Source organism: Gordonia otitidis NBRC 100426 (assembly GCF_000248075.1).
Lineage (GTDB): Bacteria > Actinomycetota > Actinomycetes > Mycobacteriales > Mycobacteriaceae > Gordonia > Gordonia otitidis.
Map to the genome: position 1 here is coordinate 21,656 of NZ_BAFB01000108.1, position 18,747 is coordinate 40,402.

Consider the following 18,747-nt stretch of genomic DNA (forward strand, 5'->3'; position numbering starts at 1 on the left):
CCGTCCCGACGGTAGATTCGATGGCACCATGAGCCCAGCAGACCCCGTCGAGGCCCCAACGCGCGCAACACCGGTCACCCCGCCGCTCACCAAACGTGGTGAGGCGAAGGCTGCTCGGCGTCGGGAAATGCTCGACGCCGCTGCGCGCCAGATGGCCGCCAGGGGATTCGCCGGGGTGCGTCTCGAGGACATCGGCGGCGCCGTCGGTGTCAGCGGACCCGCGATGTATCGACATTTCGCGTCGAAGACCGACCTTCTCGACCAGATGCTGCTCGACATCAGCCACCGGCTCCGCGACGGGGGCGCCGAGGTCGTCGACCGCGGACTACCGCCCGCCGAGACGCTTGAGGCGTTGATCCACTTCCACATCGACGTCCTGGTCAGTAAACCCGACCTGATCGTCGTGCAGGATCGAGACCTGCACAACCTGACACCCGCAGCCAATCACGAGGTGCGGTCGCTGCAGCGCCGCTACGTCGAGCAGTGGGTGGACGTCCTGCTCGCACTGATGACCGAACGCGGTGTGACTCTGGCGCGGCAGGAGGCCCGCGTTCGTGTGCACGCGATGTTCGGCCTGCTCAACTCCTCGCCGCGACTGCCCGCGCTCGACAGCGATCGCCTGCGCGCCGTCCTGACGGCGATGGCCACCGCCGCGCTGGAGTCCGCGCAGTAGCGCGGTGGCTCCGGGGGTCGACCCTGCTTCAGGGCCGGCGCCGCGCCGAAAGTAGGGGAAGGCGCTGAAAGTAGGGGAAGGGATGTTTCCGCTAGTTTTGGGCGTTTCCGCGGGTTGTTTCTGGGGGAAGCGTCGAAAACCCGCGGGAGGGTTCAGGGCGGGCCCGTGCTGAAAGTAGGGGAAGGTTCTGCGCTGGGTTCTTCCGCTGGTTTTGGGCGTTTCCGCGGGTTGTTTCTAGGGGAAGCGTCGAAAACCCGCGGAAGGGTCCAGCGGGACAGCGCTGAAAGCAGGGGAAGGGTCCGCGCCCGACCCTTCCCCTACTTTCCACCCCACCCCACCCCAGTCCGGGCAGCCACCCCGGTCGGGCAGCGGTGTCAGATGCCCAACTCGGCTCGGCGCCGCTCGACCTCTGCGCGATACTTCGCGACGTTGTCCATCTTGATCTGCTCGTAGCCGCGGACCATGTCGGGTAGACCCGCCAGCTCGACGAGCGCAGACAGTCGGCCAGGCTCGGCGGTCGCGGAAGCGAGGGCACCGAGAATGGCGTCGACGAGATCGGAATACTCGACGACGAGCTCGCGCTCGGTGCGTCGGATCTCGGTGTAGCCGAACGGATCGAGGCGCGTGCCGCGCAACTTCTTCATCTTCGCGAGCCCGGCGAGCACGGGCGCGGTGCGGGCGCCGAACGCCATCTTCTCCTTGCGGCCCAGTGCACGCAGCAGCGGGGGGTGCAACCGTACGGCGACTTTCGCGTCGTCGCCGTACTCGCCCGCGATCTGCGCGGCGAATGCCGGGTCGGCGGTCAGTCGTGCCACCTCGTACTCGTCCTTGTACGCCATGAGCTTGTACAGATTACGGGCGACGGCGTCGACGAGTTCGGGACTACCCGACTCGCGTGCCACCCGGCCGACGACGTCGAGATATGCACCGGCGTAACGTTCGTCGGCGTAGACGACGAGCTCGTCGACGCGGATTCCGACCGTATAGGCGAGGTCGTCGCTGAGGCCGAGGTGCGCAATCTGTCCACGAGCGAACGAACTGGGCTCCACCGCAACGGGTTCGACACCCGCCGCGGTGATCTCGTGCGAGACCGCCTCCGGGTCCTCGATGACCTGGCGTCCGCGTCGGAATGCCTGGAGGTTGGCCGCGACGGCGACGCCGTTGAGTTCGACGGCGCGTTCGATCGCCTCCGCCGAGATCGGTAGTGCGCCGGTCTGATACGCCGCGCCCACCATCACCATGTTGGCGAACTGCTCGTCGTCGAACAGCTCGGTCGCGAGCGCGCCCGCGTCGAGATAGGCCGCCCGCGACACCCTGGCGTCGATCGATTCGTGCACCGAGACGTCGGCGGGGAAGCCCACCGACGTGTCGATGACCATGGCGCCGGTGGGGATTCGGGTCGTCGAGACCACCGCGACGGTGCGGTCGGGTGCGGTCACCTTCAGATTCGCCGGATCGGTCCCGACGATGGAGTCGCATGCGAGGTACAGGTCGCAGGTGTCGGCCGCGGCCTTGGCGGCCTGTTCGATGAGGCGCAGGTCGGCTCGACCAGCGTCGGGACCGGCCGAGGACAGCGCGGAGACCTTGATGTCACTGACCACGGCACCGCCCTTCTGCGCGAGGCCGGTCATGTCGACGGTCCTGGCCGCATGTCCGTCGAGGAACGCCGCGGTGGCGAGGATCTGCGACACGGTGACCACCCCGGTACCGCCGATTCCCGTGATACGCATCGTGAAATCGGTGCCCGCCGTGACTGGCCGTGAGGTCGAGGGAGTGGGGATTGCAGCGGCGTCGATCTCGGTTGCGCGGCGCGACTCCGGCGTGTGACCCGGCGTGACGGTGACGAACGACGGGCAATCGCCCTTGAGACAGGAGAAGTCGAGATTGCACGAACTCTGGTCGATGCGCGTCTTGCGGCCGAACTCGGTCGAGACGGGATGTACCGACAGGCAATTCGACTTCTCGCCGCAGTCACCGCACCCCTCGCAGATGCGTTCGTTGATCACGACACGCTGCGTGGGGGTGGACATCTGACCACGCTTGCGTTTACGTCGCTTCTCCGCCGCGCAGTGCTGGTCGTGGATGAGGACTGTGACACCGGGGATCCCGGCGAGATCGCGCTGTATCTCGGCGAGGTCGGACCGGTCACGCACATCGACGCCGTCCGCCAGGTCTGCCGATCGCGTGCGTGACGGATCGTCGGAGGTGACGACGATGCGCGACACACCCTCGGCGGCGAGCAATCGTGTCAGCTGTGCGAGGCTGAACTCGCCCACCGGATCCTGACCACCGGTCATCGCGACGGTGCCGTTGTAGAGCAGTTTGTAGGTGATGTTCTCACCCGATGCGACGGCGGCACGCAGGGCGAGCGACCCCGAATGCGTGAACGTCCCGTCGCCGATGTTCTGCACGAAGTGGTCGGCGGGTACGAACGGTGCCATGCCGAGCCACTGCGCGCCTTCGCCGCCCATCTGGGTGACTCCGGCGATGTCGCCCACCTGCTGCGGGTCCATCATCAGAACCATGGCGTGACAACCGATTCCGCCGCCGACGAGGGTTCCCGGACTGACCTTGGTGGAGCTGTTGTGGGGGCAGCCCGAGCAGAAATACGGGGTGCGTACCGCGAGAGGGAGCTCGATGCGAGTGGGAGATCGACGCGCATTATGTTGATCGAGCCACGTCTGTGCGGCGTCGAGGTGATGGTGTCGGGCCAGCCTCGTCGCGAGCCCGAGAGTGACTGCGTCGACGTCGAGTTCACCGAATCGGGAGAACAACGTCGACCCGTCCTCGTGGACCTTGCCGACGATGCGCGGGGCGCGGGGGTGGCGATAGAGCATGTCGCGCATCATGGTCTCGATGAAGTCGCGCTTCTCCTCGACGACGATGACCTCGTCGAGCTGACCCGCGGCGGTGTCGGTGATGAAGCGTTCGAGGATGTCGCGGTCGAGCGGATAGACCATGCCGAGCTTGAGGATGCGAATACCCGCGCGCTGCATGTCTGCTTCGTCGAGACCCATGAGGCGCAATGCATTACGCAGATCGAGGTAGGTCTTTCCGGCGGCGACCAGACCGATCCTGTCGTCGCCGCTTCGCACCGCGATCCGGTTGACGCCGTTGAGTTGCGCGTATGCGAGCGCGCGCGGGATGCGGGTGGTGAGCTGATTCTGCTCGAGCTCCATGAGATTGGCGCCGAGTAGCTTGCCGCTCGGTACGTGCGGACTCCGACCGAGATCGCCGTAGACGGGTAGTATGCGGTCGGGGTGCACCACGGCGGTCGACGAACCGTCGGCCACGTGCGCGGAGATCTTGAGCGAGGTCCACAGACCGCTGACCCGACTCATCACTGCAGCGTGCACCCCGAGGTCGAGGATGTCCTGGGAGTCGGCGGGGTAGAGGGTCGGGATGTAGAGGTCTGCGAGCGCCATCTCCGAGGTGCAGGGGACCGTCGAACTCTTGGCGGCGGGATCGTCGCCGACGAGGGCCACCGCGCCACCGTCGGGATGCGTGCCGATGAGGTTGGCGTGGCGCAGTGCGTCCGACGCCCGATCCGAGGCCCGGTGCCTTGCCGTACCAGTAGCCGACGACCCCGTTGCGTAGGTGACCGTCGTCGTCGGCCGCCAGTGGGCCTAGGGTCGGTGCCAGTTGCGATCCCATCACCGATGTCGCTGCGAGCTCCTCGTTGAGCCCTGGTCGGTGCACGACATCGAAGGGTGCGAGGAGCGACTTTCTGCGCATGAGTTCGAGGTCGAAGCCCGCCAGTGGTGATCCCTCGTAGCCGGAGACGAACGACGCCGTGCGGAGATTCTGCCTGCGGTCGATACGTGCGCGGTCGGCGATCATCCGGACGAGCGCTGTGATGCCACCGAGAAAGATCGGACCCTCTTCGCGGGTGTAGCGATCGTCGAGTGTGAAGTCACCGGGGCGCATCGACGCGCGGGGTGCTGCAGCTGCTGATGTCTTCGCGGTGGTGTCGCGCCGAAATCGGTCGGCTCGATCATCTGCGAGGGTCACGGGTTCACCTGGCCTTCGTGTTGTGTCGGCGTCGGCACCGGGTGTGGCCGACGACCTGTGGGCTGGGTCCGGGGTGGTGGACCGCACCCTCAACAGTACGAAATTGCGTGACGCGCGTCACGCTAGACCCGACAATGACTGGTAGGTGACAGCGTCCCAGCAATCGGCTAGAGTCAATTCAGTTAATTGCAGCTAACTGAAAGGTCTGACTGTGACGAGTGTGGTCTCGACAGGCTCGACCAGCGGTGGCGGCTCGACCAGCGGTGGCGGCTCGACCGGCGGAAGTGGTGCGCATCCGACCGGCCGCGAGGTGCACGAATCCCACGTCGCGACGCTGCGCGAGCGTCTCGAGCGCGTCGCGGTCGGCGGTGGTGAACGCGCTCGTGAGCGCCACATCTCCCGGGGCAAGCTACTGCCACGCGACCGGGTCGACGGTCTTCTCGACGTCGGGTCACCGTTCCTCGAGGTCGCCCCGCTCGCGGCATTCGGCATGTACGACGACAAGGTTCCGTCGGCGGGCGTGATCGCCGGTGTCGGGCGTGTGGCTGGTCGCGAATGCATGATCGTCGCCAACGATGCGACGGTGTCGGGCGGCACCTACTACCCGATGACGGTCAAGAAGCATCTGCGTGCGCAGGAGATCGCCGCAGCGAATCGTCTGCCCTGCATCTACCTCGTCGACTCGGGCGGGGCGATGCTGCTCCAACAGGACGAGGTGTTTCCCGACCGCGAGCACTTCGGCCGCATCTTCTACAACCAGGCAACCATGAGTGCCGCGGGCATCCCGCAGATCGCCGCGGTGCTCGGGTCGTCCACCGCCGGCGGCGCCTATGTACCCGCGATGAGCGACGAGACCGTGATCGTCCGCAACCAGGGCACGATCTTCCTCGCCGGTCCGCCACTGGTGAAGGCGGCGACGGGCGAGGACGTCACCGCAGAGGACCTCGGTGGCGGTGCGATGCACTCGTCGGTGTCCGGTGTCACCGACCATCTCGTCGACAACGACCAGCAGGCGCTGGCCAAGGTGCGCGAGATCGTCGCCACGCTCGGCCCGCGTGACCCTGCACAGTGGGAAACCATCGCGCCACGCGAACCCGTACGCAGCCAGACCGACATCTACGACGTGGTCCCCACCGATGCCCGCACACCGTACGACGTGCGCCAGGTGATCGAGATCATCAGCGACGCGGGAGAGTTCACCGAGTTCAAGGCGAACTACGGCACCACGCTCGTGACCGCATTCGCGCACGTACACGGACACCCGGTCGGCTTCGTCGCCAACAACGGCGTGCTGTTCAGCGAATCGGCGCTCAAGGGAGCACATTTCATCGAACTGTGCGACCAGCGTCGAATCCCGTTGGTGTTCCTACAGAACATCACCGGGTTCATGGTCGGGCGCGCCTACGAGGAGGGCGGCATCGCCAAGAACGGCGCCAAGATGGTCAACGCCGTCGCGTGCGCGCGCGTGCCGAAGTTCACCGTGATGATCGGCGGGTCGTTCGGCGCGGGCAACTACTCGATGTGCGGCCGTGCGTACTCGCCCCGATTCCTGTGGTCATGGCCGAACGCACGCATCTCGGTCATGGGTGGACCGCAGGCCGCCGACACCCTGGCGACCGTGCGTCGCAATCAGATCGAGCGGTCCGGCGACGACTGGTCGACCGACGACGAGGAGGCGTTCAAGGCGCCGATCCGGAAACAATTCGACGAGCAGTCCGATGCCTATTATTCGACTGCGCGACTGTGGGACGACGGCATCGTCGATCCGGCACAGACCCGCACACTTCTCGGCTTGGCGCTCGAAACGGCACGCCACGCACCGCTGGCGGAACCTCGTTACGGCGTGTTCCGGATGTGACCACGCGATCGATGCGAACCCAGACCAACGAAGCGATTCCAGCGACCATGGATGCGAGTGACATGACGACACCGACACCCCGCCCGATCCGCAGTGTTCTCGTCGCCAATCGTGGCGAGATCGCGTGTCGGGTCATCGAGACCTTGCGTCGCATGGGGATTCGCAGCATCGCCGTCTACTCCGACGCGGATGCCGACGCCCTGCACGTGCGGATGGCCGACGTCGCCGTGCGGCTCGGACCCGCGCCGGCCGCGCAGAGCTACCTCGACATCGACGCCGTGGTGCGGGCCGCGCAGCAGACCGGAGCCGACGCGGTGCATCCCGGCTACGGATTTCTGTCCGAGAACCAGAAATTCGCGGCAGCGCTCGATGCCGCCGCCATCACGTTCATCGGACCGCCCGCAGCGGCGATCGCGACGATGGGCGACAAGATCACCGCGCGCGCGGCTGTCGTCGAACGCGATGTCCCGGTGGTTCCCGGCCTGTCACGTCCCGGCCTGTCCGACGACGATCTGATCGCCGCGGCACCCGACATCGGATTCCCGGTACTGATCAAACCGAGCGCCGGTGGTGGCGGCAAGGGCATGCACCGTGTGGAGGACCCCGAGGAGCTGCCCGCCGCACTGCAGCGTGCGCGTCGTGAGGCCGGATCGGCATTCGGCGACGACTCGCTGTTCCTCGAGCACTTCGTCGACACGCCCCGCCACATCGAGGTGCAGATCCTCGCCGACAAGTACGGCAACGTGATTCACCTCGGTGAGCGCGAGTGTTCGCTCCAACGCCGACATCAGAAGGTCATCGAGGAGGCACCCTCGGCACTCCTCGACGAGGCGACACGCGCCAGAATCGGTGAAGCGGCATGCGACGCCGCGCGCAGCGTCGGCTACACCGGAGCGGGCACCGTCGAATTCATCGTGTCCGCCAAGCGGCCGGACCAGTTCTTCTTCATGGAGATGAACACCCGCCTGCAGGTGGAGCACCCTGTGACCGAACTGGTCACCGGGATAGACCTCGTCGAGCAACAGGTCCGGGTGGCACGCGGCGAGAAACTGGCGCTTACCCAGGGCGACGTCAAGCTGTCGGGGCATGCGATCGAGGCGCGGGTCTACGCCGAGGACCCCGCGCGCGGTTTCCTGCCGACGGGCGGCACGATCGTCGCTCTCGACCAGCCCGACGACCGGTCCGACACGAGTGGACACCGCGGTGTACGTGTCGACTCCGCGATGTTCGCGGGCATGGTCGTCGGCAGCGACTACGACCCCATGCTGGCGAAGGTCATCGCCTACGGCGGTGATCGGGACGAAGCGATCGAACGCCTCGACCAGGCGCTCGCACACACCCGAGTGCTCGGTGTGGTGACCAACATCGACTTCTGCCGATTCGTGTTGGCGCAGCAGCGCGTCCGCGACGCCGACCTCGACACGGAGCTCCTCGACCGACTGGTCGTGGATTACACTGCACCGCAACCGGTTCCGGAGGCCCTGGTTCTGGTCGGCGCTGCTCGGACCGGGTTCCGTGCGTCGGGAGACGTGTGGCGCACCGAGGTCGGCTGGCGGATCGGCGCGCCCGCGCCGGTGGTGACCCGCATCGTCGACGGCGAGGGGAGACATTGGACGGTCACGCTGCGCGTCGACGCCGCAACCGACGAGACACTTCGCGGGCACGCATCGGTCACCGGCGATGTCGACGGAGACGACGAACCGTGGGAAGCAGACGTTGAGTACCGTCGGATTACGCAGAGCGGCAACGATTCCCACGTCGATCGATTAATCGTCGACGGTGTCAGCCAGTCGTGGTCACATGCCGAGGTCGACGGATCATGGTGGGTATCGGGTCCGCACGGAACGTGGACGCTCGAACTCGCCCGGCCGATTCTCGACGAGGCCGCCGACGAGCAGGCAGGGGAGATCACCTCGCCGATGCCGGGAACCGTCGTCGCGGTGTCGGTCGCCGACGGTGAGGCGGTGGAGGCAGGCGTCCCCGTCATCGTCGTCGAGGCGATGAAGATGGAGCACACCCTGACCGCGCCGACGGCCGGTGTCGTCGCACTCGCCGCGAAGGTCGGCGACAAGGTCGCGGCCGGTCACACACTTGCACAGATAACAGACGAGAACTCGATGGAGCAGGCGAACTGATGGAACTCAGCCAGGAATACACCGACCTGATCGGCAGCGTGCGGGACTTCGCGCAGTCGGTTGTCGCGCCGGTCTCAGCCACACACGATGCCGAACACAGCTTCCCGTACGAGGTCGTCTCGCAGATGGGCAAGATGGGACTGTTCGGACTGCCCTTCCCCGAGGAGTACGGCGGGATGGGCGGCGACTATTTCGCGCTGTCGTTGGCACTCGAAGAACTCGGCAAGGTCGACCAGTCGGTCGCCATCACGCTCGAAGCCGGAGTCAGCCTCGGCGCGATGCCCATCTACAAGTTCGGCACCGAGGAGCAGAAGCAGCGCTACCTACCCGACCTGACGTCGGGCGTCGCACTCGCCGGCTTCGGTCTCACCGAACCGGGGGCGGGATCGGATGCGGGGGCCACCGCAACCACTGCCCGCGACGACGGTGACAGTTGGATCATCAACGGCGCCAAGCAGTTCATCACGAACTCCGGAACCGATATCACCTCGCTGGTCACCGTCACCGCGGTCACCGGTGTGAAGGAGAACGGGCGCAAGGAGATCTCCACCATCATCGTGCCCTCCGACACCGCCGGGTTCACCGCGGAACCGGCGTACAACAAGGTCGGTTGGAACGCCTCGGACACCCATCCGTTGACGTTCACGGACGCGCGCGTGCCCAAGGAGAATCTGCTGGGAACCCGTGGTCGCGGGTACGCGAACTTCCTGTCGATCCTCGACGAGGGCCGCATCGCGATCGCGGCGCTCGCGACCGGTGTCGCCCAGGGATGTGTGGACGAGAGCGTGAAGTACGCCAAGGAGCGTCAGTCCTTCGGGCAACCGATCGGCAACTACCAGTCGGTGTCGTTCGCGATCGCCCGGATGGAGGCCAGGGCGCACGTGGCCCGCACCGCCTACTACGATGCCGCGGCGAAGATGTTGGCGGGCAAGCCGTTCAAGAAAGAGGCGTCGATCGCCAAGATGATCGCCAGTGAGGCCGCGATGGACAACGCGCGCATGGCGACACAGATCCACGGCGGCTACGGCTTCATGAACGAGTACCCGGTGGCGCGTCACTATCGCGACTCGAAGATCCTCGAGATCGGGGAGGGCACCACCGAGGTTCAGCTCATGCTGATCGCGCGCGAGTTGGGCTTCTCATGAACGACGACACGCAATCGTCCACGTCGACGGTGCGCAGAGTGATACAACGCGGACTGTGGTTCGAGGAATTCGACGAGGGCACGGTCTACGAGCACCGGCCGGGTCGAACCGTGACCGAGGCCGACAACGTGTTGTTCACCACGCTCACCATGAACACCCAGGCGCTGCATCTCGACGCCGCATGGTCGGCACAGCAACCGGGTTTCGGCGGTCAGCGACTCATCAACTCGATGTTCACGCTGTCGACCATCGTGGGTCTGTCGGTGTCGCAACTGACGCAGGGGACACTCGTGGCGAACCTCGGATTCAGCGAGGTCGCTTTTCCCGCACCGCTGTTCGCAGGCGACACGCTGTACGCGGAGACCGAGTGCACCGGCAAGCGCGAATCGAGGTCACGGCCCGGCGAGGGAGTGGTCAACCTCCTCCACATCGGCCGCAACCAGGACGGGGTGGTCGTCGCACGTGCTGCGAGGGCCACACTGGTACGGAAGCAACCCGACGACTGACCCGCGGGAGACACACCTCCGCGGGGCGTCCGACGAACAGGAGTGAGAATCGTGACCACCGGCCCGATCGTGCCACCCAATCAGTTTGGTGTTGCCAGCCAGATCGGCAACGAACCCCAGATGCTGGCCAACGCATGGCTGCCATCCGGTCCCGCGATGCTCTTCTGTCCGGCCGACCGTCCCGAGCGCTACCAGAAGGCGCTGGAACGGGCCGATGTTGTCATCCTCGACCTCGAAGACGCCGTTGCCCCGGAGAACCGCACCGACGCCCGAGAAGCGTTGATCGCCAATGCCATCGACCCCGACCGCACAGTGGTGCGAATCAATCCGGCGGGCACCGGTGACTACCGACGTGACCTGGCCGCCCTGAGCGACACCAACTATCGAGTGGTCATGCAAGCCAAGGCGGAGACCGCCGAGTCGGTGATCGAAACAGCGTTTCAGACGATCGCCCTCATCGAGACGCCGCTCGGAGTGGTGAATGTCAACCAGATCGCGCAGGCGGTGAACTGCATCGGATTGATGTGGGGTGCAGAGGATCTCGTCGCGGGTCTCGGTGGTAAGTCGAGTCGCTTCGCCGCCGGTGAGCCGGGCGCCGGCACGTACCGCGACGTGGCGCGTTACGCCCGTGCGATGGTGCGCATCTCCTCGGCAGCCGCCGGTATCTTCGCAGTCGATTCGGTGCATCTCGACATCCCCGACACCGACGGGCTCGCCGCCGAGGTGCGTGACGCCGTGGCACTGGGCTACGCCGCGACCGCGTGCATCCACCCCTCGCAGGTGGAGGTCATCCGCACCGGGTACAGCCCCGACCCCGACGAAGTCGATTGGGCGAAGAAGGTTCTCGAGAAGTCCGAAGAGTTCGGGGGCGGTGTATTCAGCCTCGACGGCCAGATGATCGACGGTCCGGTGTTGCGTCAGGCTGAGGCCGTGCTGGCCCGCGCTGCGGCCGCGGAGAATCTGACAACACCATGACCGCCACCGACGGCGCAGGCTGTGAGCCGGTCGACGCCGGTCGGGCTGGACTAGACCACCGCCTGTGAGCACATCCCAGAGTCCGCGACAAGAAAGTGACCGAAATGGACGAGCAGACCGTCGAACTGTCTTATGCCCGTGGTGAAGACAGCCCACCGCTGCTGACCGAGCCGATCGGTGCGACACTGGCACGCACGACCGAGTCCTTCCCCGACAATCTCGCGCTCGTCGACGCGCCCACCGACCGCACCTGGACCTACCGCGAGTTCCGCGCCGACGTTCTGGCGCTCGCCGCGGGTCTGCTCCGACTCGGAGTGGGCAAGGGTGACCGCGTCGGACTCTGGGCGCCCAATCGCCCCGAGTGGGTGGTCACCCAGTACGCCACGGCGGAGATCGGTGCCATTCTCGTCAACCTCAACCCTGCGTACCGGCAGAACGAACTCGACTATGCGTTGACGCAGTCGGGAACCAGCGTCGTCCTCGCAGCAAAGCGGTACAAGGACTCCGACTACAAGGGCATGCTCGACGCTGCACGTCCGTCGGCGCCGGAGTTGCGTGAGGTGATCTGCTTCGAGACGCCTGCATGGCAGGAGTTGGTCGCGCAACCGTCGAACGACGAGTTGTCGGCTGTCGCAGAACGCGCGGCGACACTCGAACCACACGACCCGATCAACATCCAGTACACCTCGGGCACAACGGGTTTCCCGAAGGGTGCGACCCTCACGCACAGCAACATCAGCAACAACGGCTACCTGGTGGGGGAACTCCTCGCCTATACCGACGCCGACCGGATAGCCATCCCGGTGCCCTTCTATCACTGCTTCGGCATGGTGATGGGCAATTTGGCGGCCACGAGTCACGGTGCGGCGATGGTCATCCCGTCACCGACGTTCGACCCCGAAGCCGCGTTGCGTGCTGTCGCCGAGTATCGCTGCACCAGTTTGTACGGTGTGCCGACCATGTTCATCGCGGAATTGGCGCTGCTCGACCACTCCGAGCCCGGGCAGTTCGATCTGTCGAGCCTGCGCACCGGGATCATGGCGGGCTCGCCGTGCCCCGAGCATGTGATGCGGCAGGTCGTCGACCGGATGCACATGGGTGAGGTCTCCATTTGTTACGGCATGACCGAGACATCGCCGGTGTCGTGTCAGACCCGTGTCGACGATCCACTGGAACTGCGCGTCGGCACCGTGGGACGGGTCGGGCCGCATCTGGAGATCAAGGTCGTCGACCCGATCTCGGGAGAAACGTTGCCCCGTGGGGAAACCGGAGAGTTCTGCACGCGCGGATACAGCGTGATGAGCGGGTATTGGAACGAGCCGGTGAAGACAGCCGAGGCCCTCGACGCCGACGGGTGGATGCACACGGGCGACCTCGCCGTCATGGACGCCGGGAGCGGAGCGAGCGGGTCGAATGTGACCGACGCCGGGAGCGGAGCGGGGTACGTGCGTATCACCGGGCGGATCAAGGACATGGTGATACGCGGCGGCGAGAACATCTACCCGCGGGAGATCGAGGAATTCCTCTACACGCATCCCGATATTCTCGACGCGCAGGTCATCGGAGTGCCGGACGAACGCTACGGTGAAGAACTGATGGCATGGATCCAGTTGCGCGACGGGGTCGCCGATCTCACTGCCGACGATGTCCGCGAGTTCGCGACCGGCAAGATCGCACGGCACAAGATCCCGCGCTATGTGCACGTGGTCAAGGAGTTCCCGATGACGGTCACCGGCAAGGTGCGCAAGGTGGCCATGCGGGAGGAATCGGTCGACTTGCTGGGGTTGTCGTGATGGGATCGTCGACGCACAGCGATACCGCCAGTCGCATCGACGATTTCGCGCGGCAGGTGGCAGCGCGACACGGCGTCGACACGGCGTCGTACGACGCGTTGTGGTCATGGTCGGTGGAGCAGCCGGCGCAGTTCTGGCGCGCGGTGTGGGAGTACTTCGAACTCGACGACATCGCCGGTCCGTTGGCCGATGGTGACGACGCCGTGCTCGCGTCGACGACCATGCCTGGAGCGCAGTGGTTTCCGGGTGTCACCCTGAATTACGTCGACCAGGTCTTCCGCAACGCCGACGAGCCCGGCGCGGCCGACCGTGCGGCGATTGTGGGCGTCGACGAGGACGGCGCACGGGTGACTCTGAGCTGGACGCAACTGCGAGAACAGTCGTTGGCGTTCGCGCAGCGACTGCGCGAACTCGGTGTCGGTGTCTCTGACGTGGTCGCCGCGTACCTGCCGGACATTCCCGAGGCGTTGGTGGCTTTCCTCGGTACCGCTGCGGTCGGGGCTATCTGGTCGGGGTGCGGCCAGGACTACGCGCCATCAGGTGCGGCGGGACGACTGGCTCAACTCGGACCGAAGGTCCTCGTGACAGCCGATGGGTATCGCTACAACGGTAAGGACATCGACAAAGCCGCCGACAGTGCAGAGCTCGCGGGCCTTCTCGACGACTTACGCGCGCACGTTGTCGTCGGCGACCCGTCGCGTCAACCCACCCGCGACATCGATGTCGTCGACTATGAGTCGGTGGTGGCGCGGCCGCGTGAGGTCGACGCCGACATCCCTGTCAAGGTCGGTTTCGACCACCCACTGTGGGTGTTGTTCAGTTCCGGGACCACCGGTCGGCCCAAGGGGATCGTGCACGGGCACGGTGGCGTCGTCGTCGAACATCTCAAAGCGGCCGGGCTGCACGCTGATCTGTCTCGCGACGATGTGTTCTTCTGGCACACCGCATTGAGCTGGATGATGTGGAACTTCCAGGCGGCTGGTCTGCTCGTCGGCGCGGAGATCGTGTGTTACAGCGGTTCTCCGCTTCATCCCGACGCCGATCGGCTCTGGGGACTGGTGGCCGCCGAGGGCGTCACCTACTTCGGCACCAGTCCGGGGCAGCTGCAGGCGAGCCGCAAAGCCGGTCTCGTTCCCGGTCGCGACCACGACCTGTCCGCGCTGCGCGGTATCGGGAGCACTGGTTCGGCGTTGTCTGCCGACCTGTTCGAGTGGATCGACGAGAACGTGCGTCCCGGCCTTCCGGTGTCGTCGATCAGTGGCGGCACGGACGTGGTGACCGCGTTCGCGGGTGGTTCGTCGGGACAGCCGGTGGTGCCCGGTGAGCTCTCGGTGCGCTACCTCGGGGTGGCGTTGGAGAGCTGGGCTGCCGACACCACGCCGCTGATCGGTGAGGTGGGTGAGATGGTCGTCACCGCACCGATGCCGTCGATGCCGGTCAGCTTCTGGAACGACCCGGACGGCGCCCGATACCGGTCGGCGTACTTCTCGCACGAATGGTCGACGCCGGACGACTCCGATCCGCACGCGCAGGATGTCTGGCGGCACGGGGACTGGGTGACAGTCACCGACCGCGGCTCGCTGGTCATTCACGGCCGCAGCGACGCGACGCTGAACAAGCAGGGCGTGCGGATGGGATCAGCCGACATCTACGAGGTCGTCGAAAGCCTCGATGAGGTGGCAGAAGCCTTCGTACTCGGTGTCGACGGGCCAGACGGCACGTACTGGATGCCGCTGTTCGTGACCCTCGTGCCGGGCGCGATGCTCGACGACGCCCTGCGCACCCGGATCGCTTCGGCGATCCGCACACGACTGTCCCCACGGCACGTTCCGGACGAGGTCGTCGAGGCTCCCGGAATCCCGCACACACGCACGGGCAAGAAGCTCGAAGTGCCTGTGACAGCCATCCTGGCGGGCCGGTCGGGCGTCGACGTCGACCCCCGCTCGATCGACGATCCGGACCTCATCGAGTGGTACGCGGCCCGCGGTCGCGAACACCGGTGGTGAGGGATCCGTCTCACACCGATGTACTAGCGTGGTCGGGGAACTGCCGTCCCCGCCGACGCTGGGGAACGGTTCGAATGCTTCGAGCAGGAGATGTGACGTATGAGCTATCAGCCGGGGGGCTCCGGTTTCGGAGCCTCTGAATCGAGCCAGGGCTATGGTCGGTCGGCCGGTCAGTCCGCCGGTCAACCAGGCGGGCCCGGCTCGGGATATCCCCAGGCCGGCAGTGGCCAGCACAGCCAGGACCAGCAGACTCCGCCGCAGTACGGATACGGCCAGCAGTCCGCTGGACAATACGGTTACGGCCAGACGCCCGGATACAACCAGCAGGGAGCCCAGGGCTACGGGCAGCCGCAGGGTTACGGCGAACAGGGCTATGGCGAACAGGGGTACGGCCAGCAAGGCTATCCCCAGAGCCAATACGGCCAACCGGAGTACGCACAGCCGGGCTACGGTCAGCAAGACCCCAGCCAGTATGGATACGGGCAGGGCCAGTACGGCTACGGATCAGCGCAGAAGCCCGTTGGCCAGGGCCTTCCGGCAAACCTCCCGGTGATCCTGGGGATCGCCCTGAGCGCGCTGTCGGCGGTGAATCTCCTGATCGGCTTCTGGAACGACGGCACCGGTCTGATCAACGGAGTCATCGTCATCGTGCTCGCGTTGCTCGCGGCGCTGGTGCCCACCAAGGTCGGGGTGAACGCGATCGTCCCCGTGGTGGCCGCGTGGACCAGCGCGGTGGCGATCGGCCACATCTATTCGATCATCCATCTCGCGGTGGGTGACTTCGGTCCGTACTCGCCGACCACCCCTGCGATTGACTACGTACAGCTCGTTCTCGAACTGTTCATCGCAGGACTGGCGATCTTCTGGCTGCTCGTTGTTCTCGGCCAGGTCAAGGTCGCACCGGCTGCTGGCGCGACGTCGGGGTCGATCCCTGCAGGGTCGACGGTGACCGCTGCGGAGCAGACCACCGTCATATCCGCGACCGCGCCCGCCACTCAGGCATACGGACAGGCGTACGGGCAGGGGCAGACGTATGGGCAGTCAACCGCTGCCGGATACGGCGATGCTCAGGCGTCGGGTAAGGCTCAGGCGCCGGTGGCGTCGAATTACGGCCAGTCCGCGTACACGTACGGCCAGTCGCCCAGTTCTCAGTCCGGTGCGACGTCGTCCTACGGCGCGGGCGCCCCGTCGTCTGCACCCACTCCATCCGTGCCTGGTGCATCAGCGTCTTCGGCATCTGCGCCTGGTGCATCTGCGTCCAGCCCATCTGCGCCGTCCGGCGACCAGTCGACCGGTCCCTCGGCTTCCACGGAGCCGCGCAGTGCGGCGTCGCCCCCCGCCTCGCCCACGTCGAGCCCTTCGGCAGCAGCGGGATACGCGGACCGCACCTCGGCGTTCACCAAGCCGGGGCCGCATGATCAGCCGGGGCAGAGCGGCTCGTCGCAGAGCTGACCTCGCCTGGCGATCGGCGGCGATCTGCTGAGAATCGCATCACCACGTATGGAGGGCTTCGCCGGACGGCGGGGCCCTCCACGCGTCTCATACCCGCTCGTGTCATTCGGTGCGTGTCGTGAGCATCACCCCTCGGCGCGTCTCCGACTCAACTGCAGTCACTCGTGTCACGCTCGTAACGATGTCGTCGATCAGGTCTGTGTCCTCAGAAAGTCTCTCCGCACGCTTGCGCCAGGTGCGGCGGGCGACCCGCGCGCAGCGGGTCGGCACCGAGGGCACGGCGCGTGAACTGGTCCTCGTGGCGTTCGGGGTTCCCGTCGTCACGGTGATGGTCGTCCTTGTCTGCGTGCTTGCCGTTCTCCTCATGTCCGGGGGTGACATGTCGGGGATCGCGAGTTCGATCTCCGCGTGCTGGCTCGCGATCCACCAGGTGCCGCTGACGATGAACGGCGTGACCCTCGGCGTGCTGCCCTTGTTGCCGACGCTGCTCGTCGCTGCGGGGACCGCAGGGTTCGCCTCGTCCGCCAGCCGGGTGGGGCGATCGCCGTCGGAACTGGCCGCTATCGCAGCAGCCGCCGTGGGCGGACCGCTCGTCATCACGGCCATGGCGTTGGCTGTGCTCATGGACGGGTCGTCGGACATGCCCGTCGCCGCGCCGAATGCGTTGTTGGCCTTCGGGTGCACGATCGCTCTGCACGGGATTGCGACCGCGGCGGGTGTCGTCTGGCGACGACGCCGGGATCTCGCCACCCAGGCGTCGGTCACGGCAGCCGACCGTCGAGGATTACGTTTCGGTCTGCTCGCGGCGGTGGCACTTCTCGCGGCGGGTTCGATCCTGGTGCTGGTCCGCCTGCTGCTGAGTTTTTCCGAGGTCGGGCACCTCATCAGCGGTGGCTACCGATTCGATGGCTATCTGGGGCTCACGGTCCTGTCGATTCTGTACCTGCCCAACGTCATCGTCGGCGCAACGGCGGTGCTGGTCGGGGCGAGCGCCCACATCGGGACGATGTCTGTCGACCTGTTGTCGGTGCGCAGCGGCCCGATGCCTCCGGTGCCGTTGCTCGCCGCGCTCCCCGAGACCGACCACGGTTCACTCGGGATCCTCGGATTCGTGGTGCCCGCAGCCATCGCCGGTTACGTCGGTTGGCGATGCCGGTCCCTCGACCCGATCGCCCATGTGCGCTCGGTCGGCGTCGCCGGTGCCGTTGCGGCGTCGATGATCGTGTTACTCGGCTGGCCCGCGGGTGGCCAGCTCGGTGAGATCGGCGCGACCGGCATCAACGTCGCCGCCGCAGGCGTGTTCACCTTCGGCTGGATCGCCGTGGTCGGACTCATCGTCGCGCTGGTCTATGGCTGCCTTCCGTCGACCCGGCAGGCAAGGCTGCAGCCCGATCTCCACGACGACCTCGACGCGTGGTTCGACGACCAGGAACTCGACGACGCCGGATACGACGACGACTACGTCGTAGAGTCCTGGGACGTCGATCGTCCGCAGAGCGACACCGACCTGGATCGCGATGAGGGTGACGAGTGGGGCATGGACGACGAGTCGGACATCGACGAGATCGGGGATGACGCCGACGGCACCGAGGATCTCGTCGACGGCACCGGCTTGGACGTCGACGGCACCGACTTGGACGGCGACGGCACCGCCTTGGATGCCGACGGCACCGCCTTGGACGCCGAGGGCACCAGCGCGGACGGCGACGGCACCGAGGATCTCGTCGACGGCACCGTCGGCGCCGCGCCTCGCTCACAACGGGCGAACAGCGATCCATTAGGCTCGCAGATGTGACCCGAACTCCCATCGACGCTGCCGGCAACCCGGTACGCGTCCCCATCGTCGTGATGGCGTCGGGAACGGGAACACTGCTCGAGTCGCTCATCGACCGCGCCGACGGACCGGACGCCGCCTTCGAGGTGGCCGCTGTTGTCGTCGACCGCGACTGCCGCGCAGCGTCGATCGCGCAACGCCACGACATCCCGGTTGTCGTCTGCCGTGTGTCCGATCACGCCGATCGAGCGCGCTGGGATGAGACCCTGACCGAACAGGTGTCCGCGGTTGNGCCCGCATGGGTCGTCACAGCGGGTTTTCATGAAAATCCTCGGCCCGGCGTTCCTGTCCCGCTTCGGTGGCCGCATCGTCAACTCGCATCCGGCGCTGCTGCCGTCGTTCCCTGGCGCGCACGGCGT

10 protein-coding genes and 2 pseudogenes are annotated in these 18,747 nt (G+C 66.3%); 11 read left to right on the forward strand and 1 reads right to left on the reverse strand.

Features of this window, described 5'->3' with window-relative positions; all coding sequences use genetic code 11:
- Nucleotides 1–28 precede the first annotated feature (28 nt).
- Complete coding sequence (locus GOOTI_RS11020; RefSeq protein WP_039993951.1) at nt 29–673, forward strand: TetR/AcrR family transcriptional regulator; 645 nt, start codon at nt 29–31, stop codon at nt 671–673.
- 374 nt (nt 674–1,047) lie between these two features.
- Here GOOTI_RS11020 and GOOTI_RS11025 read toward each other — a convergent pair.
- Nucleotides 1,048–4,684 (reverse strand): annotated as a pseudogene (locus GOOTI_RS11025) (indolepyruvate ferredoxin oxidoreductase family protein).
- Between the two features lie 310 nt (nt 4,685–4,994).
- Between GOOTI_RS11025 and GOOTI_RS11030 the strand changes: the two are divergent.
- The 10 genes and pseudogenes from GOOTI_RS11030 to GOOTI_RS11075 form a co-directional block, all read left to right on the forward strand.
- Nucleotides 4,995–6,542 (forward strand): carboxyl transferase domain-containing protein, encoded by a 1,548-nt coding sequence (locus GOOTI_RS11030; RefSeq protein WP_039993952.1) that lies wholly within the window; start codon nt 4,995–4,997, stop codon nt 6,540–6,542.
- A gap of 62 nt (nt 6,543–6,604) precedes the next feature.
- Nucleotides 6,605–8,677, forward strand: coding sequence for an acetyl/propionyl/methylcrotonyl-CoA carboxylase subunit alpha (locus tag GOOTI_RS11035; RefSeq protein ID WP_039993953.1), 2,073 nt, complete (start codon nt 6,605–6,607; stop codon nt 8,675–8,677).
- Nucleotides 8,677–9,822, forward strand: coding sequence for an acyl-CoA dehydrogenase family protein (locus GOOTI_RS11040; protein ID WP_007238668.1), 1,146 nt, complete (start codon nt 8,677–8,679; stop codon nt 9,820–9,822). The genes GOOTI_RS11035 and GOOTI_RS11040 overlap by 1 nt, the downstream gene beginning before the upstream one ends.
- Complete coding sequence (locus GOOTI_RS11045) at nt 9,819–10,328, forward strand: MaoC family dehydratase (RefSeq protein ID WP_007238669.1); 510 nt, start codon at nt 9,819–9,821, stop codon at nt 10,326–10,328. The genes GOOTI_RS11040 and GOOTI_RS11045 overlap by 4 nt, the downstream gene beginning before the upstream one ends.
- A gap of 51 nt (nt 10,329–10,379) precedes the next feature.
- A complete protein-coding gene (locus tag GOOTI_RS11050) occupies nt 10,380–11,303 on the forward strand; it encodes an HpcH/HpaI aldolase/citrate lyase family protein (protein WP_007238670.1) in 924 nt (307 codons plus the stop codon).
- 104 nt (nt 11,304–11,407) lie between these two features.
- Nucleotides 11,408–13,096, forward strand: coding sequence for an AMP-binding protein (locus GOOTI_RS11055; RefSeq protein WP_007238671.1), 1,689 nt, complete (start codon nt 11,408–11,410; stop codon nt 13,094–13,096).
- A complete protein-coding gene (locus tag GOOTI_RS11060; protein WP_007238672.1) occupies nt 13,096–15,102 on the forward strand; it encodes an acetoacetate--CoA ligase in 2,007 nt (668 codons plus the stop codon). Before GOOTI_RS11055 ends, GOOTI_RS11060 begins: the two co-directional genes overlap by 1 nt.
- 99 nt (nt 15,103–15,201) lie before the next feature.
- Nucleotides 15,202–16,554 carry a hypothetical protein gene (locus tag GOOTI_RS11065; protein ID WP_007238673.1) on the forward strand — a complete coding sequence of 451 codons (1,353 nt, stop codon included), beginning with the start codon at nt 15,202–15,204 and terminating at the stop codon, nt 16,552–16,554.
- A gap of 199 nt (nt 16,555–16,753) precedes the next feature.
- Nucleotides 16,754–18,349 (forward strand): cell division protein PerM, encoded by a 1,596-nt coding sequence (locus GOOTI_RS11070; protein ID WP_085949792.1) that lies wholly within the window; start codon nt 16,754–16,756, stop codon nt 18,347–18,349.
- A 53-nt stretch (nt 18,350–18,402) separates the two neighbouring features.
- A pseudogene (locus GOOTI_RS11075) lies at nt 18,403–18,747 on the forward strand (formyltransferase family protein); the annotation flags it as partial.

Coding starts and splice junctions, on each gene's coding strand:
- GOOTI_RS11035 (WP_039993953.1), top strand. CDS start 6,605: ATGACGACACCGACACCCCGCCCGATCCGCAGTGTTCTCGTCGCCAAT.
- GOOTI_RS11045 (WP_007238669.1), top strand. CDS start 9,819: ATGAACGACGACACGCAATCGTCCACGTCGACGGTGCGCAGAGTGATA.
- GOOTI_RS11020 (WP_039993951.1), top strand. CDS start 29: ATGAGCCCAGCAGACCCCGTCGAGGCCCCAACGCGCGCAACACCGGTC.
- GOOTI_RS11060 (WP_007238672.1), top strand. CDS start 13,096: ATGGGATCGTCGACGCACAGCGATACCGCCAGTCGCATCGACGATTTC.
- GOOTI_RS11065 (WP_007238673.1), top strand. CDS start 15,202: ATGAGCTATCAGCCGGGGGGCTCCGGTTTCGGAGCCTCTGAATCGAGC.
- GOOTI_RS11040 (WP_007238668.1), top strand. CDS start 8,677: ATGGAACTCAGCCAGGAATACACCGACCTGATCGGCAGCGTGCGGGAC.
- GOOTI_RS11055 (WP_007238671.1), top strand. CDS start 11,408: ATGGACGAGCAGACCGTCGAACTGTCTTATGCCCGTGGTGAAGACAGC.